This is a genomic window from Dehalococcoidales bacterium (assembly GCA_041656115.1).
Classification (GTDB): Bacteria; Chloroflexota; Dehalococcoidia; order Dehalococcoidales; family UBA5627; genus UBA5627.
The window spans coordinates 118,827-136,136 of sequence record JBBAED010000004.1; the positions used below are offsets into that span (position 1 = coordinate 118,827).

Annotated in this window: 10 protein-coding genes and 1 tRNA gene; 5 read left to right on the top strand and 6 right to left on the bottom strand. The window is 46.0% G+C overall.

Translation table 11 applies throughout. From position 1 onward, the window contains the following. Window positions 1-194: 194 nt before the first annotated feature. Window positions 195-1,217 (bottom strand): HD domain-containing phosphohydrolase, encoded by a 1,023-nt coding sequence (locus WC958_03920; protein MFA5629380.1) that lies wholly within the window; start codon window positions 1,215-1,217, stop codon window positions 195-197. Between the two features lie 7 nt (window positions 1,218-1,224). Then, window positions 1,225-4,662, bottom strand: coding sequence for a PAS domain S-box protein (locus WC958_03925; GenBank protein MFA5629381.1), 3,438 nt, complete (start codon window positions 4,660-4,662; stop codon window positions 1,225-1,227). A 285-nt stretch (window positions 4,663-4,947) separates the two neighbouring features. Between WC958_03925 and WC958_03930 the strand changes: the two genes are divergently transcribed. Then, window positions 4,948-5,023: transfer RNA gene (locus WC958_03930), tRNA-Arg, on the top strand. A gap of 75 nt (window positions 5,024-5,098) precedes the next feature. On the opposite strand, the gene WC958_03935 is transcribed toward WC958_03930, so the two are convergent. The 3 genes from WC958_03935 to WC958_03945 form a co-directional block, all read right to left on the bottom strand. Then, window positions 5,099-9,133 carry a hypothetical protein gene (locus WC958_03935; protein ID MFA5629382.1) on the bottom strand — a complete coding sequence of 1,345 codons (4,035 nt, stop codon included), beginning with the start codon at window positions 9,131-9,133 and terminating at the stop codon, window positions 5,099-5,101. Between the two features lie 22 nt (window positions 9,134-9,155). Next, the gene (locus WC958_03940) at window positions 9,156-12,716 is read right to left on the bottom strand and encodes a hypothetical protein (GenBank protein ID MFA5629383.1); all 3,561 of its coding nucleotides are present in this window, start codon (window positions 12,714-12,716) and stop codon (window positions 9,156-9,158) included. A gap of 198 nt (window positions 12,717-12,914) precedes the next feature. Next, window positions 12,915-13,046, bottom strand: coding sequence for a hypothetical protein (locus tag WC958_03945; protein MFA5629384.1), 132 nt, complete (start codon window positions 13,044-13,046; stop codon window positions 12,915-12,917). 288 nt (window positions 13,047-13,334) lie between these two features. Here WC958_03945 and WC958_03950 point away from each other — a divergent pair, with 288 nt between their 5' ends. From WC958_03950 to WC958_03965, 4 genes are all read left to right on the top strand, one after another. Then, window positions 13,335-14,849, top strand: coding sequence for a sodium-dependent transporter (locus WC958_03950; GenBank protein MFA5629385.1), 1,515 nt, complete (start codon window positions 13,335-13,337; stop codon window positions 14,847-14,849). Between the two features lie 298 nt (window positions 14,850-15,147). Continuing rightward, complete coding sequence (locus tag WC958_03955; GenBank protein ID MFA5629386.1) at window positions 15,148-16,155, top strand: hypothetical protein; 1,008 nt, start codon at window positions 15,148-15,150, stop codon at window positions 16,153-16,155. Window positions 16,156-16,168: 13 nt separating this feature from the next. Continuing rightward, a complete protein-coding gene (locus tag WC958_03960; protein ID MFA5629387.1) occupies window positions 16,169-16,426 on the top strand; it encodes a TIGR04076 family protein in 258 nt (85 codons plus the stop codon). 5 nt (window positions 16,427-16,431) lie between these two features. Beyond that, window positions 16,432-16,956 carry a class I SAM-dependent methyltransferase gene (locus WC958_03965; protein ID MFA5629388.1) on the top strand — a complete coding sequence of 175 codons (525 nt, stop codon included), beginning with the start codon at window positions 16,432-16,434 and terminating at the stop codon, window positions 16,954-16,956. Between the two features lie 15 nt (window positions 16,957-16,971). Here the strand turns inward: WC958_03965 and WC958_03970 are convergent, their stop codons facing one another. Beyond that, the gene (locus WC958_03970; protein MFA5629389.1) at window positions 16,972-17,238 is read right to left on the bottom strand and encodes a DUF5661 family protein; all 267 of its coding nucleotides are present in this window, start codon (window positions 17,236-17,238) and stop codon (window positions 16,972-16,974) included. Window positions 17,239-17,310: the final 72 nt, after the last annotated feature.

Here is a 17,310-nt window from a genome sequence, read left to right on the forward strand (position 1 = left end):
ATGCTAAAGTTCCCGGCGCGCTGTTTCTCAAACCCTGCATTTTATGCCTGTCGGATTTGCTTTAGTTAAAAATTTGCGCTTGGAACGGTATTATAGAACTACCGGATAAAAAAGGGGGTACATTCGGATTATATTATATTGCCGTAATTACGGCAAGGCAGTGCGGTTGGATAGTGCGGAATTGACGATAACGGTTACATTGAAGTTAAACTGTCTTCAATTTCTAAAAAGGCCTCCACCACAGCGGGGTCAAACTGGGCGCCCGAACCTTTTTTAATCTCGCAAACCGCTGCCTCATGCCCCAGTGATTTGCGATAAGGGCGGTCGGAAGTCATGGCATCATAGGCATCCGCCAGTGTCAGGATTGCCACCCCTTGCATAATTTGATTACCCGCAAGCCCGTCGGGATAACCTGTGCCGTCAAAACGCTCGTGATGCAAACGCACCATATCCAGGATTTCCTGCTCATCAATAACCGGTTTTAAAATGCGCTCTCCGATTATCGAATGCTCTTTAACATGTTCAAATTCTTCGTCGCTAAGGATATCCTGTTTGTTAAGTATTTCTTTTTTAACACCGATTTTACCGATATCGTGAACAAGGGCGGCAACACGAATATTCTCTATTGTTTTTTCGTTTATGCCCAACTTACGGGCAATTGCTACCGAAATTTCGGCAACCCTCTTTGAGTGGAACCCTGTATATTCGTCCTTGGCTTCCAACGCCAGCGCCAGCGAGGTAACAATATTCATAAAAGATTTACGGATTTTATCCGCTTGTTCTTTTACTTTTTCCTCCAAGTTGTGCTGATAATCCAAAACTTCCATCTCTAAACGCCGTACGTTCAATGCACGCATTACACTCAGAGCCACCTCATCCAAATTAAAGGGCTTAATAAAATAGTCGTAAGCTCCCAATCTAACGCACTTAATCGCCGTTTCGGTATCGCCGACAGCGGTTGCCATAATCACAACAGTATCGGGAAAGGCTTTTTTAAGCTTCGGCAAAAAATCAATCCCGGAGCCGCCGGGCATTAGGATATCCAAGATTACAAGATCGGCCGCTTTTTTGCGCATTTGCTCCATTGCCTGTTGCGTATTTTCGGCTTTTAAGCAATCATAGCCTTCCGATTTTAATTTACGGCATAAAAGATGTCTGATAACTTCCTCGTCATCAACCACCAGTATCGTCCATGAACGTTCGTAGTGATTTAACATTGTTTCCTCATTCATCCGTCTTGGGTTGGACTAGCGGCAGCTCAACCGTAAAAACAGAACCTTCGCCCAATTTGCTTTTAACATAAATATTCCCGTGATGTTGTGAAATTATACCATGTGAAATACTTAAACCTAAACCGGTCCCCCGTCCCACGACCTTTGTTGTAAAAAACGGATCGAACAGATGTTTAATGTTTTCCGGGTCGATTCCGCGGCCGTTATCAATAAAGGATATCTTAACCATTCCTTCAACCATTTCGGTTTTGATTGTAAGCGTGCCTCCGCCATTTGCTTCGCTCATTGCAAACTCGGCATTAACAACAATATTTAGAAAAACCTGCTGAATCTGGAACCAATCCATTGATACATAGGGCAAATCCGGCGCATAATCCCTGATTACGTTTATGTTATGGACTTTTTGCTCGTATTCACGCAGCTCCAAAACTTTCTCCAAAATATTTTCAACACTTGCCGGGTGCATCTCATTTTCATGTTTACGTGCAAAAACAAGCAGATTTTTAACAATTCTGGCAGCTCTCTGCGCTTCGCTGTTAATCATTTGCAAATCTTTTAACAAATCCGGCGCAATGTTTTCTTTTTCAAGCATCAGTTGGGTTAGCCCGACAACGCTTGTAAGAGGGTTATTAAGCTCATGGGTAATACCGGAGGACAGCTCACCGATAGATGCCAAACGATCCGTTAAAACCATCTTTTCCGCCATTTTTTTGCGTTCGGTAATATCCTCCATTATATGCACGGAACCAACTACTTGGCCTTTGCTGTCAAACATCGGGTCGGCAGCAACGTAATACCACTTATTATCGATTTCAAATTCTCCCGATTCCCGGCGCCCGCTTTTGACCGACCTGAAGTGGGGGCAGCTTTTTGTTAGTTCGCTTGCAAATTGCATTACTTCATAACACTTTTTGCCTTCGATTTCCTTATCGGTTTTGCCTGTCAATTTGTTCATTGCCTTGTTACAATTTATAATTGTTCCGTCAAGATCAAGCAGGCAAATAACGCTTTCAATCGAGTTAAATGTAGCCTCCCAACTGTTTATCGATTGCCGCAACTTTTCTTCGGACTTAATTAAATCCCTCTCGATTTTTTTAATTTGGGTTATATCGGTAAACGTGGCATAGGCTTGGTACGGCCTTTTTTCTCCGTTTCTGAATCTGGGTCTGGAACCAGCAACCACCCAACGGTAATCTTTCCCCGAAGGCTTTAAAATACCCATTACAACGCCCTCTACAGCTTGCCCGTTTTGCAAAGCCAAAACAGACGGGAATTCTTCTTTGGGAAAAGGCAGTCCTTCTTCGGTAACTGCCACTATTTCGCCATCAAATACGGTTTTATCGGACGCCACCTCCAAATTTAACCCCCAAATATCGATAGCCGCTTTATTTGCAGAAATCAGTTTTCCTGCGCTATCCCAAAATATCACCCCTTGAGCCATCGTTTCAAACAGGGTACGGTACTCTTCTTCACTTTTTCTGAGGGCTTCTTCGGCTTCTTTGCGGCTTGTTATATCGCGGGCAATGCCTTCAATCGCCGCAACCCGCCCTTCGTCATCAAAAATGGGCGTATTCTGTTGTTCGGTCCATATTATGCTGCCGTCTTTTTTAACCCACCTAAGGACAATAGGGTGCTTGGCAGCTTCAGGTGATTGCATAATTTCAGCTAACTTAGCCCTGTCATCGGGATGCACCAATTTAAAACCCAATTCGGGGTCGGCGTAATGGTCTTCGGGGGTAAAACCGGTAATAGCGGTTGCCGAAGGACTGACATACTCAAACCGCGGGGTCGGCAAAAGACGCAAACGATAAATTAAATCCTTGGCGTTATCGGCCAAAAAGCGGTAGCTCTCTTCACTTTTTCTGAGGGCTTCTTCGGCTTCCTTGCGGCTTGTTATATCGTGGCAAATGCAAAAAACCAATTTTTTATCGGCAAAAAAGGCTCCGTTGATACTGACTTCGACATCATAAACGGTTCCGTCTTTGCGGCGATGCTTTGTTTCAAAACGACGTCCCTTCTCATCGACACTGCGCAAAGTATTTTTTAATTGCTCTCGAGTCGCCTCAATACTCCAGTCCCAAAGGTGTAAATTTTTGACTTCATCGGGGGTATAGCCGACCATATTTATAAAATGTTGATTAGCCTCAAAAACAGCGCCGTTTTCATCAAGAACAACAATACCGGCCCTTGATTGTTCAACAAGTATCCGGCGGCGGATTAATTCATCGGAGAGCGCTTGCTCCGCCTTTTTACGCTCGGTAACGTCGTGTCCGACAACTAAAAGCCCGGTAATCTTTCCGTTTTTATCCTTAAGGGGCGTATCATACCAATCCACCAGCCGTTCTTCACCGCTCTTTATAACAATTGAGTTGATATTTCCGACCCTTTTTTGGCCGTCGATAGCAATTGCAAAGATTTCTTTGGTTTTTTCCCTATTATATTGCGGAAGGAATGTTTCGAACCAATCTTTCCCTTTAACTTCATCTAAAGAATATCCGGAAAAACTTTCCATATACGGATTGAAATCAACAATGCGCCCTTGGGTGTCCAGTGTCAGAATAATTGCCCTTGCGGTATCAACAATACTTCGTACGTAATCTTTCTCCTGCCTCAGTGCTTCCTCAACCCTAATCCGCTCGGTAATATCTTTATCCACCCCGCGATACCCCAGTAAATTACCCTGACTATCAAGGATAGGAGCAGAGCTTGTTTCCAATATAACCATCTCGCCGTTTTTATGGGTATTCGGATAAATGAAATTACGCAAAGCCCGTTTTTGCTCTATGGCTTCCTTGGCCATTTTTAAAAACTCTTCCTGAATTTTGGAGCCGTAGAGGTCGTAATAGTGTTTCTTGCCGACAAGCTCTTTCGGCAAGTAGCCCAGTATTCTTTCAACCGCCGGGCTTGAGTAGGTGTACATTCCTTCGGCATCAGATTCCCAGATCCATTCGTCGGCACTGTCGGCAACCTGCCTGAGACGCTCCTCACTTTCGCGTAAAGATTTTTCCGCTTCCTTGCGCTCTGTAATATCGCGAAAGATTGCCATATCAGCCGGGCTTTCATCGTGCTCTATAATAAAGGCATTTACTTCAACAGGTACAAATAACCCGTTTTTGGCGTTTATTTCCAATTCATATCTATGAGGAACGTCTTCGCCGGCCATTCTTCTTTTGTATCTTTCAGAAACAAGGTCTTTGAATTGAGGGGCAACAAAATCAGGCAGTGTTTTTCCGATTATTTCGCCTAGAGAAAACCCGGTAATTTGAGACATTATCGAATTGGCAAACTTAATTTGATTGTCTTGGACAATAATTACGCCGCCGTCAATGTTATCGTAAGAAAGGCAATATTTTTTTGTTGGAGGGGTAGGTTCCGAAACGGCATCGTCGCGTTCTTTTTTCAAATTATTCCCGTCTTTTTTACCTAACATATATATACCGCTTCCCCTTTGTAACAAAGGATTGGGGATAATGGCACAAAGATAAGCATGCCAGCCGCAGTTATTATATTTAAGCTGTTACTTTTATGCAAAATAATGCACCCATTATATAATAAGGGTCGCCTAAAGACCATAGGTTAAGAGGGGAATATTTTATAATGGAACTAAATTAGCGTTAAAAATTTGAAATCAGTTGCCAAAAACAGCCTTTATTGCTACAATCTCTCTGTTAGCGGCGCAAAGGTTTATTCTCAAAGCCGTTTGATTTTTCGCTATGCCCCTGTAGCTCAGTGGATAGAGCAGCGGTTTCCTAAACCGCGTGTCGAGAGTTCGACTCTCTCCAGGGGTACCACTCTTTAAACTGCAAAGCCCTCGGACGACTAGAAATCCAAGGGCTTTATTTATTTCGACTAAAATCCCGCTTTATCTACGGCCTTAACACGATGGTATCGGCATAAACCAAGCGCCGCTGGTATATCGCAGTCAGTCCGGATACGTTAAAGACCTCGAATTCTTTAATCACCAACCGATAAACATTTTTCGCATCCGGCAGTTTAATATCGCCCGTCCATACGGAATCGCCGTCTTTTTCGGGTTGCTTAAATTGATGAGTAAGAACCACCGGGTTTTGATTAAGCGGTTCCCAAGCCAGTTCTCCGGCAACTTCCGGATCAATCCCGTCACGCATCTTTTCAAGGCTAACCTCAACAACCGCATGCCCTTCATATCCAACGGTTTTACTGTATCCGGGTCCGCTAACCGTAATATGCCTTACATCGGAAGCGGAATCATCGCGCGTAACACCGGCAAAGCGATCGGGCGCCAACTGAATAAAATCAGCCAGAACAACGCGCGAAAGGTGGACATTATCTTTATTGGGGTCAATGAACGTATCGGGGCCAGTAATCGCCGTTGAGAGTGAATTTGGCTGATAACGTACCAACGCCAAACGTACAAACGGGAAATAGGTTTTACCGGCATCGATTTGCATATCGCAATACCACAGCTTGCGGTCGCTATCGTAAGCAACTTCATGCCCGGCGATATTAACCTTTAAATTGGCATCGTGAACTTCTTCCAACAACAAACCCGATGCCTGATATTCCTTTTTAGATAACTTAAACGCATTAAGTGTCGGCAAGGCTGGTATCGGCGCCGAAAGGAAGAGCGGGTCAAGCCCCCATTGGGTTACGAAAGGCTTAATTTTTTCATGCGCCGGGTCTTTCGAAATCGAAATGCTCGACGGACCCGGCCAAAGCACCGCCCCCAAAAGCTCTCCGTCGCCCGAAGAGTACCAAGGCCTTTCCATATAAATCCTAATGCCCCCTCCGATACGATTACTGACAACAGACGTATTACTCCCGCCGCCGGAGGAAGCTTCCCATGAAAAAGTCGGGATAACATAAAGGATTTTGGGAGCCGCCGGTCTTGCCGCGCTAAGGATATCCAAGGTAAACGGAGATTCGGTCTCACGCGTAATAGGCTTTTCAATAAAGGCCACTTCAAGGTTTGTATTTTCAGGAATCGCGCTTGATTTTTCGGAGGTGTTGGTGCGCCTTAGGGCAGCCGTATTGTAATCAACAACGTAATCCCCATCTTTACTCTCGGCATCGTAGGCTTTATACCCGGCGCTGTTATCGGCCAGGCGTACGCTCTCCGAACCTTCCACCAATTTTTCGCTTGAAAGAGTAAACGGGGCATCTCCGCTGAGCTTTACATTTTTGATACGCTTGCGGAAATATTCGGCAAAACGGGTCGTAGCAATCGCGGAATAGGTTACTTTGCGGTATTTGGTATCGCTAAATTCATGGTTGCCTTGGAGGTAAAAAATATCTTCCTCCTCATTTGCGGCCGGTAAATTCACCGCATTATCAAAGGGATGTGCGCTTACGCTGATAACCCTCGGACCAGCCTCTCCCAGCGGATCTATATTTTCGGTCCAATCGGCTTTTAAATCGATTTTAACGGTACTTTTGAGATGTACCCTCATCATGCGATCGTATAAATGAGCAAAGGTTTGCCCGACAGCACGGGTGAATGAGAAATACCCGAACTCAGGAGTAAGCAAGGGCTGCCTTACCGCATGTACAAGCGTTAGAGTGCGATAGGGCGTCAGCATCCAATGCTTACCCTCTAACGCCAATACTACGGACGGCGTTTCATCTTTACCTTCTTCAATAATCCACTGTATTAAACCCATTTGCCAAATATCGTCTTTGGTCATCCCCGATGACAACTTTACTTTTAAAACCTCGGCTTTGGGGAGTACTACTTCAAATACCCTTTCTTTTTCGTAAAAGTTGGCATGCGCTTTCTCGCCTTCCGTTAGCACCAGACGAAACGGCAAGGCATAAGGCCATTTGGCGCCCTCCGAGTAGCCGAAACTGACCGGAAAGGATTGCGGCCCGCCGGGGAGCCCATTAAATACGGCTTGGCGCGAGAATATATCCGGCAGATAAGGCAGTTCAATCTCGTCTTCATCCACAAACGGAAGGTCATGATTATCCGGGTCCGGTTTACCGGCAATAACACCGCTTTCTCTCGGAACGATTACTTTATAGGCATTTTTATCTACCGCTCCGCTTTCCGGATCATCAAAAAGGCGATGAGTCTCCGCTAAAGATTGTGCCGATTTGGGAGGCACAATATGACGCTCGCTTACCGCCTCAAAGGGTGTATTAAAATTACTGCGAATAACGATATGATCAACCGACTCACCTTCGGTAATCTGCTTGCGCATAACCGTTACAGGTGTCGGCACCGGCTCGAAGCGCCCGTAAACAAGCGGTTCGGTAGCATGTTTATCATCGTATTTATTATCTAAAGACAGTCGATTACCGGCTAAATCGACGGCCCTTGCCCTGAAACGATAGGTTATTCCGTAGCGTAATCTGGGAAGAGAACCCGGTACCGGTTTAAATTCAACGCCTAATTTAAAATCGGGGTCTATCTCTTTGCCTGTATAGTTCGGGCTGCCGTCGGGGTCAATTGTTTTACCCGGGCGGGGAGCAGACAAACTCCACCCATTCCAATGAAAAAGCGATTCTCCCTGACGCAGGATATCGGATGAATCATCGGCGGCAGACGTTACCCCTTGTGATATCCAGCCTTCATCTTCATGCCTTTCGACAATTGCCGAAGAGGGCTTTAAAAATTCGTAAGTTCCCGCGCGGCGGCAAAGGGAATGCCACTTATTGGTAAGCGAATCCCAGACGTCAATCACAAATCCGCGTGTGAGGTCTTCGGCGCTTAAAAGCATGTCGCTCCCGTTTTCGAAGTTTTGATTAAGATCGTCTTGCCTTTCAAACGTTTCGTGCGTTTGCTCCGCTTTATCTATCCTTGCAACCGAAATGCCGGCAGAGCGTAACGACGGAAGAGATATTTTTTCGGGGGTATCGGCAGACCTGCGGGTACTGTGTGATAATGTTAAATTTGAGGCAAAATTGATTGCCTTAATAGCGGAACCGTCAACATCAATCGCAGTTACATGGTAACGCCTTTGGTCCTCAAACGGAAGCATCCTGTCAACTATTTCAGGATTACCGACTCTGGACAAAGAATAAAACGAAGACGAATCCACATAACAGCGGGTTGCCATTTTCCTGTCCCAGTCGGGGATATTAACCGTTACAACATCGGTGAAATCGGGCATTCCCGGCATCCATGTTGCCAATACCTGCACCGTGTTTTCGGAAGCGGTCTGCGGCGGTAAAGCGGCTACCAAATCAAAAACCAATCCCAATCGCCTTAGAAGATACGGATAATCGGCAAGAATTGAAATTGCCTTATGAAAATCAATGGCGGGGGGCTCTAATGTCACTCTTTTAGCGTTAAACGGCTTATGAAAGAGTTTAGCCTGTAAAAAGGATTTGGTGATTTCGGCGGGATCACCGGAGCTGCCGGCTGATACATAGCCGTGTCTTTTAAGCTCGTTCATTATATTGTTTGTTAATTGTTCCTCGTTTTTATCCCTGTACGAAAAAGCCAGCGGTCGGAAAGGAGAATCCTCATTTACGAACAGTTCACTTGCGGTCGGAAAATCTCCGCCGGAAGTTGTTGCCAAATCGATATACTGCTTTTTAAAAAATGCCTCGATATTTTTTACGGGGAAAGATTGGATCGGCATATTTTTAAAATCCTGCATCTCATAAGGGTGAATGCGTGTGTTTTTATCGAAAAGAGCCTGCCAAAGCTGAGAACTCGGTAATTCGCTAACGATAGCGGCCTGTGTCGTCTCGCCGTTTTTAAATTGAACACTAAACATAACCGACCGACGGCCGTCAGTAGGGAACAAAGTAGCGGGCCAATCCAAAAAATCAGGAAAAGCGGAAAGAGTGGCATTTTTATCGTCGGTTTCCAGACGCGGTGCAACAAAAACCGATAATCTTAAATTGGTCAGCCGCCCCGTAATGGAATAGGCTCCGTCAGGCAGGGCCGTCCACATTATTGTCTGTTTTTTCATAGCTTATCTCCTTGTCCTTCCGCTACATGGCAATTTGAGCAAAAGCTTCAGTATATTCGGTCCATTCGTCTTGATTTATTAAATCTTCAAAGCCTCCGCTTGTCGATCCGGCCGCTAAATTAACCCGTTTCCCGGCACGTGCTCCGGAATGGATTGCCGACACCGGAGGGTTACTGCCGCCGCCGTCACCGCCGGCAATTCGTCGTTCAACCGAAAGCTGAACACTGGCGCTAAAGAACAAAACCTCGACTTTAACAGTCAATTTAGCCTGCCCCCACAACTCGTTGGGCGGCTTTTGGAAGGTAAGCCCCAGATAAAATTCCACCGAAAGGGTTACAAGCCCCAAAACCCTCATTGAACCGCCCATACGAACATAAGCGGTAAGGCTAACGGTTTCTTCGGGCTCTCCAACCTTTTCCATCTCAAAATAAATACCGCCGACAACATGGACTTCGCCGCTGGCAACTCCGATATTAAGTGCCATACTGGCACCAAACTCCAACGCCGCTTCGAGTCGTTCCACCCCGTCTAAACCTACTTCAATTGCAAAGAAACCCCCGCCGCCGATAGCAAAAACCGTTAACAGGAAGGGCTTTTCCCGCTCGCAGAAATTAAACCTGACTCTGGCCGGTTGCCCCGTAAAGGGAATCGCCAATTTAAAAGCCAGGCTTATATTCTGAATAGTGACAATACCGACACCAACGGTAGGAATCGGCAGTGATAAACCGGCACTCACCGCCGTTGGGGTAACATCCAGACTCATCCCCGACCCCAGTTTTTCCATAAATTTTCTGAGCGGGTTAACAAATTCCAAGTGGCCGGCAAACTCCGTTTTGTTGATATCAATATCAACATCGGGTTTTTTGCCTGTTTTGGCGGTAAAAACCATTTTTGTAAAGTGGAATCGCAAAAATAAGTAATCCCCGTTGCCAACCATATTTATCCGGAAATTACGCAGATCGCCTTTAATATCGTACGTAGGCGGCGCGGGCGGATCAATGGGAGTAACAAAAACCCCCTTCACTTCCAGTTTGGTGGAAGCGGAAGGTTCGAATATACGTAACGGGTCCGCCTTAACATCCGGATTCCAATCTATACGCGTTTCGATTGCCTCGGGCGGAAGGCTGTTATTCCCATTCGGATAGATGATATTGTTGGTAATCCGCGGAGATTTACGTTCGTCACCAAAGTTCGCGGGCTGAATAATTTCCGAAAGCAATATCCCTCCCAGAATCTTGGCGCCTGTAAAAAACTGTTCGGGGTCAAAGGTTGTCGGAACGGTATCGACCGGACCGGCAATCACCCCTTTATTGCGCGAAAGGGCACTAATTTGCATATTAGGGGTAATCAGCGCACCGGATTTATCGCCCGTCCCGTTGAAATTCATATCAACCTTTGACTTGAGCTTTGCCCAAATATAAGCCGGATTATTGGCCGGTTGGAAACCGTCTTTAAGATACTGGGGATGGAGTTCAATTATCACCGGCTCCGGTAAAGCCTTGCCGCAAGCCTGTTCCGCACCCGGAAGGCGAACGTCGGCTTCCTGCCAAATCGGGAAAAAGCGTGGCATGTCATCCGGTAAGCTGACATTCTGCGGTGTCGGAAGCTCCGCGCCTAAAGTTATCGTTTTTATTTCAGCGGCGGTATCGCCCGGCTTACCGCCTGCGATTCCGTCTTTGGCAGAGCTTGGCGCAAGTGCCACTTTTTGCCCTTGCAGGGCCCTTAATCGCCTATCCTTGTTGGCAGTTGATTTGTTATACGCTTCAACGGCAGGTTGAAGGAAATCGCCTAAATCCTCCGCCTGTTGCAGTGTGGAGGAAATAAATGCCAACGGGGCGGTAAATTCCGTTACTTGTCCGTCACCGTCCGTTGCCGTCATATGGAAAAGATAGTCTTTACCGGCAACCCTCGGCCAAAAGGCTTTTTGCCCGCGCCCCACCAAATCGTAGGCCTCACCGGTCAGGGTAGGGTCATCAAGCGACGGCGTTATCGTTGTTGTGATACGCACATTATTAAAAGGCCACTGCCGCCCCTGATTGGGTTGTGAAGAATGAGCGGGATATGTTTTTACGGGTTGCCTTACAACAATAAAAAAGCGCTGACGGAGATATGCCGCCGTATTACCGGACATAGTGCCGCCGGGCGGAACCGGTTGCACCTTGCGCTCGGTAACCTTTACAAGCGTCGCCCCGTGCCCTGTCGGAAACAAGAACCCTTTATAAACTACACGCACGTAATTATCACGCGCCATAGCGGCCAAATGACGCCATTCAACAATATCAAGGTCGGCGCCTGCCGGAGCGTTCTCCCAAACACCGCGGGCATCCAGCCATGCACCGAGGCTGCTTAACATAAACCGGTTAACATCCACCGGCGTCGGATTGTAATATTGCAGGGAATCGGATTGCACAAGGCTGTATTTAGCAATATTATAGTCTGAAGTTAGCCTCACCAATTGCCAGCGGTCGTTATTTGTAAGCGACATCCTAAACGGATTCATATCGTTGGCATCGGGGGTGATTTGGCGATCAAATCCGGGCGTCCAGATGGCACGCAGCGTGCGATACTTGGATTGCTTTTCATCCACTTCCCAAGTGCCCTTGGCGGTCTGATTAAGGGTTATCCCGCTTATAGACATTTTTCTGACACCCATACGCGAGTGCCAAAGTTCGGTACGATTGTTATGTGTCACAGGATTAAAAGAATGCGCCCAACCGGCATGGCGGTTCGGCGACATTATTAATTGCCAAGGAACCTCCAAAGCCGTCTCCCATTTTTGCGGCTCCGTCGGAATTTTACCGAAATCCGTTTCGTCCGAAGGCAGGGCCGTCGGCGCTACATTCAATTCATATTTATTCCAAGACAACAATTCGTTAAGTGTAAATGGAATCGGAGCTGTCCCGGGCGGGATTTTAAAAACAAGACGGCTAACCCCCGCCAATCTGGCCGATACCGAACCGGGCTGAAGGAGCGCTTCCGAACCGCCGGGGGGATTCGGGGCAGAGGAGGGATCTTCGGTGTCGTCCGCAAATTCCTCCGCCGTTTCAAGAAAAGCCTGTTCCGCAATATTTTGCGGCAGGATATCATTTCCATGGGCAAAGTTTACCGCTATGTAAGCATCTTTATCATCGTTTACGCGTTCCAAATTGGTTCCGTTCAGTTTAAGATGATAGAAATCGAATCTTAAGATCAACATATCTTGTTTGCGCAGAACGGATGCGCTAAACCCAGGTTCTGTCGAGGTAGTTGTAGTTTTATCACCCCCCGGTAAACAGCTGCCGAACGGGGCTTTCAAATCGCAAGAGGTAACGGCTGCTTCAGGGACAATGCTGTTGGCAAGTAATACCGTTCCTCCGAGGGCCGCCAGTTTAAGAAGCATTCGGCGCGTAATGGGGTTCTCCCCAAGTTTATCCGCCATCTCTAAAAGTTGTATGGCGGGCGTAGTGTCATCAACAAGTGAGTCATCCGGGGGTTGGGGAAAATTATTCTCACGGAAAGCGATTATTTCATTTATAATCGTATCGGTAATTTTACGGGGCTGAGATGAGTTACTGTCTTGGGAGCTTAAACCGTTATCTTTCATTAGCGCACCTCACGGAAGTAAACTTGCAAATTCCAAAATATTTACGCGTTAAAAGAAGGTTGTCATATAAGCGCAGGGCGCATAACTCCGTAAACATACTCCCTCCTTTTAACCCTAAAAACCACATCCGGTCGGTCTCGGAAAAATGCTTCCGATATCAAGAGCAGGCAGATATAAAATACCGAGCACAACAACATATTAGGTTACCTTTTTGGTGATGTCAATAGCTATTTCGATAAAACCGATAAAGAAGTTAATAAAATGATTTACGGTATTGTTGCAACCGAGGGTCTTAACATGCAAATTTAAAAACTCCCCCTGTTTTTCCATAACCGACGGACTCTGTTTAAAGATGTTTTCGCTGTTTTTGCCTTATTATCCCATTAAAATCAAAAATTACTGACATTTAATGTCAATAACTATTGACATAGCATAGTCAAGTTTATTAAAATCGAGGTTAATTTAAGTATCGCATACTTCTGTTTGCTCTGAGTCGATGGTTGATTATAGAGTTTGGCGTTTTTTTACAAAATCATAGACATAAGGAGGTAAGAGTTAGAACCATTTTTGTCTTATTTTTAAAAATCTGTTAAAAGGAAGGTAGAAAAGGATCAAACAATGGAAGTAAAAAGAGAAAGATGGAGCAGTAGATCGCTCTTTATCTTTGCGGCGATCGGCTCGGCCATCGGGCTGGGTAATGTTTGGCGCTTCCCTTACATGTGTTATGAATACGGTGGAGGCGCCTTTTTATTTGCATGGATTGTCGGGCTTATAATCCTTGGTATTCCCTGGTTGATGATGGAAATCGGTCTGGGAAAATATTTCCAAAAGGGAGCCCCCGGTGTCTTTGCCGGCATCGGTAAAAAATGGGAATGGGTAGGGTGGTGGCCCGTTTTTGTTGCATTTTTAATAGTGTCTTATTACACCGTGGTAATGGCTTGGTCTTTAAGATATGCCGTAGACTCGATTACGATGGCATGGGGTAAAGGCGCCGCGGCGGCTGAAGGTGCTGCTGATTATTTCTTCGGAAACATCTTGGAAGTCTCTTCAGGACCAACCGAATTGGGCGGCCAAGTCTGGCTGACTCTTCTTATGCTGGCTATTATCTGGATAATAATGTACGTTGTTATGTTTAAAGGTGCCAGAGTCCTCGGTAAGGTTGCTTTCTGGACGGTATTAATCCCTTGGGCTTTACTTGTTATAATCTTTATCCGCGGTATTACCCTTCCGGGCGCGGTTGACGGCCTTAACTATTATCTCTCAACTGATTTTAGTGTTTTGGCCGACGGAGGCGTATGGTTTGCGGCCTTTAGCCAGGTTGCCTTCTCACTCTCGGTCGGTATGGCCGGTATGTATGCTTACGGCAGCTTTATGGCTAAAAAATCGGATGTTAACAACAATGCTGCAATCGTTACCTTCTCAGACAGTGCCACCGCTTTCTTTGCCGGTTTTGCGGTATTTAGCGTAGTCGGCTTCTTTATGAATGCGTTATCAATCTCAGCCGGAGAAGTTACGGCTTCCGGGCTGGGCTTGGCGTTTATAACATTCCCGGCGGCTATCTCAATGATGCCGGCATTAAACGGTCTTATCGGCGTTGCTTTCTTCTTATGCCTGTTCTTCTTGGGTATCGACTCGGCATTCTTCTTGGCACACGGCGGCGTTGCCGCTCCGCTAAGAGACAAACTGGGGTGGAGCTTAAAGAAATCCACCATAATCGTTTGTGTTGCCGGATTCTTACTGGGTATGCTCTTTACAACCAAGGCCGGTGTTTACTGGCTTGATATGGTTGACCGAGCCGTTTCCTTCTACGGCCTGCTGATTACCGGTATTATTTCTTGTCTCTTGGTCGGCTGGGTCTTCGGCGCTCGCAAACTGCGCGAATACCTGAACGAAACTTCAGACTTTAAATTCGGTGCTTGGTGGGATTGGGTTATCAAGTTAGTTCTCCCCATCGCAATGACATTTGTTGTAATTTACGGTGGTTTCATGGTTGATATCCCCAACGCCTACGAAGGTTATCAAGTCGGTCCGTTTAACGGGTCACATATCTTATGGTTGATACTCGGCGTTACTCTGATTTTGAGTTTCGTACTCGGGCGAATGGCGACTAAAGCGCCCAAGGAGGAAGAATAATGACAACTGTTGCAATCATAAACACAATCATTGTGTGGCTATTTATTATCGGCGGGCTTGCTTTTTGTTTCTCTAAATTAGGGAAGGGCGGCGGCTGGGAAGACTAGCCTTATCGGCTACCAATCAATTATTAAAGAAAGGCTCCGCGAAAAACGGAGCCTTTCTTTTTTGGCAGGAAGAACCCTTTATAATTTTTTGATGCTGCTTAAATTCATTCAATCTTAAAATGAATTTTCTGTGCGTTTTTAGACTCATTAAGGTATAATTCTTTTAATTTATTTATGCGGGCGGGTGCTAAATGGCAACAACGGTATTAACACTCTTGGGAACGATGGCCCTTATTTTTGTGGCGGCGCTTATTTTTACCAACGCTATCGAATGGATAGCCTATCAAATGAAACTGGGGAGTTCGTTTGTCGGCTCCATTATCGCTCCGCTCTTTACGTCAATACCGGAAATGGTGGTCTTTTTAGTTGCTATTTTTGCCTTCAAAGACGGCATGGGGCATGAAATCGGGGTCGGAACCATTTACGGCCAGCCGTTTATGGCGTCCAGCCTCTCGTACGGTCTGGTGGGAATTGCTATTCTGCTTGGATTTTTACTTAAAAAGAGGCCCAGCGGACATATGCATGTCGATAAATCGCTAACAACACCGTTTCTATTTGTTACAATCTTGTTTCCGCTCACAATTATACCGGCCTTAGCCCACAATCAAATCGTAAACTACGTATTTGCCTTTATCTTTTTGGGGGCTTTTATTTACTACATATGGCTGATGTACAAAAGAAAACACGCCGGGCAGCTTGAGGATGCCGAAACGCCCTACTTCTCCCGCATAGCCTCCAAATCCGCAAGCGGCAAGGTGTTTCTGGCTGTCTTTCAATTGCTTGTCGCCGTAGGGCTGCTCTATATCGGCTCGGAAAAACTGGTCGGTACCGTTGAGAATCTCTCAACCGGAATCGGGCTTAGTGCGCTGGCACTGGCGCTGATTATTGTCCCCGCGGCAACCGCCATACCGGAAACTTCAACCGCCCTGATATGGGGATTTAGAGGCAGAGACACCTTAAGCCTCGGATCGCTTGTCGGTGAAAAAATACTTTATTCCACTTTCTATCCGGCGCTGGCGCTGTTTTTAATAAAATGGCCGTTTGATATTCATATTCTGATGAGCGTAATCGCCACAACGGTTATCTCCTTTTTACTTTACTTGTGTATCCGTTTTAATAAACTAAACTGGTACACACTTACCTTCGGGCTGATTTTCTTTGTGGCTTACGTAATAATGATATTTGTCCTCAAAATATAAACGGGAGGGGAAAATGTATACGGTAGTGGCAAAAGTAATCTCGCAAAAAGGCGTTTGCGAAGCCGGGCATAAAGTCGGCGATGAGTTTGTAATCGGCCAAAGCACCCCCTGCCATATGTGTTCTTGGGCCTTCTATACTGTTTTCCCGTTTGTCGAGGTATTGCAGTTCGGCGGTTCTTTCCCTTGGGAAAAAGACCCTTCAAAATCAATTGTGGCTTGCCCCGACCCCGATAACCCGGTTATTTTTGAGCTTGAAAGAAGAGTAATTTAATCCCAATGGACACACACTGCAACCTGCAGCCCTCCCCGTTTTTAACACAAAATATTGGCATACTGCCGCGCGGCAGAGCGCTTGATATTGCAATGGGAAACGGGCGCAATACTGTTTATTTAGCCAAAAACGGTTTTGATGTTGAAGGGGTTGATATTTCGCAAGAATCGGTTAATGCCGCACTCGAAAAGGCGAATTCGGAAGGGGTTAAAATTAAAACTGCCGTTACCGATATTGAAGCGGGGGAATACAGGATTGAAGAATCCGCTTATGACCTTATAATCTGTTTTAATTATCTCCACCGACCGCTGATGCCTCAGATAAAAGGTGCGCTTAAAAAGGGCGGTATTGTAGTCTACGAAACCTATACCGTGGACCAATTGCAGTTTGGAAAACCGTCCAACAGGGATTTTCTGTTGGAATACAACGAACTGCTGAAGATTTTTGCCGATTTCCGCTGTTTACGCTATTTTGAAGGCATTACCGATGCCAAAAAAGCAACCGCCGGCATAATCGCGCGAAAAACTTAAACGGGCGGCCTCGTTTTACTGTAATTCTTGTTCGGCTTCCTCCTCCATTTTGTAGAGCCGCGTATAGTAATCGGCAAATTCGTTTAAGTGTGCCAAGGCAATCTTACCGGTTAGAAGCGGGTCGTCATCGGTAACATTGGTTTGCGGGTCAACCAACCCGTGCTCCAATTCAACATCCAATCCCATCCGAAACTGCTCAACATCGAATTTCGTCCAGTCGATACCCAGCTCGTCGCCGATTTCTTGAGCTTCCTGTGTGGTAAAATGCTTTTCGATACTCATGACATTGTTCCTCCCGTTTTGTTTATGGAAAACAAAAAGAAAACCTGTTGCGGCGCTTTTAATCTCTTACCG

Coding starts and splice junctions, on each gene's coding strand:
- WC958_03920 (MFA5629380.1), bottom strand. CDS start 1,217: ATGTTAAATCACTACGAACGTTCATGGACGATACTGGTGGTTGATGAC.
- WC958_03925 (MFA5629381.1), bottom strand. CDS start 4,662: ATGTTAGGTAAAAAAGACGGGAATAATTTGAAAAAAGAACGCGACGAT.
- WC958_03935 (MFA5629382.1), bottom strand. CDS start 9,133: ATGAAAAAACAGACAATAATGTGGACGGCCCTGCCTGACGGAGCCTAT.
- WC958_03940 (MFA5629383.1), bottom strand. CDS start 12,716: ATGAAAGATAACGGTTTAAGCTCCCAAGACAGTAACTCATCTCAGCCC.
- WC958_03945 (MFA5629384.1), bottom strand. CDS start 13,046: ATGGAAAAACAGGGGGAGTTTTTAAATTTGCATGTTAAGACCCTCGGT.
- WC958_03950 (MFA5629385.1), top strand. CDS start 13,335: ATGGAAGTAAAAAGAGAAAGATGGAGCAGTAGATCGCTCTTTATCTTT.
- WC958_03955 (MFA5629386.1), top strand. CDS start 15,148: ATGGCAACAACGGTATTAACACTCTTGGGAACGATGGCCCTTATTTTT.
- WC958_03960 (MFA5629387.1), top strand. CDS start 16,169: ATGTATACGGTAGTGGCAAAAGTAATCTCGCAAAAAGGCGTTTGCGAA.
- WC958_03965 (MFA5629388.1), top strand. CDS start 16,432: ATGGACACACACTGCAACCTGCAGCCCTCCCCGTTTTTAACACAAAAT.
- WC958_03970 (MFA5629389.1), bottom strand. CDS start 17,238: ATGAGTATCGAAAAGCATTTTACCACACAGGAAGCTCAAGAAATCGGC.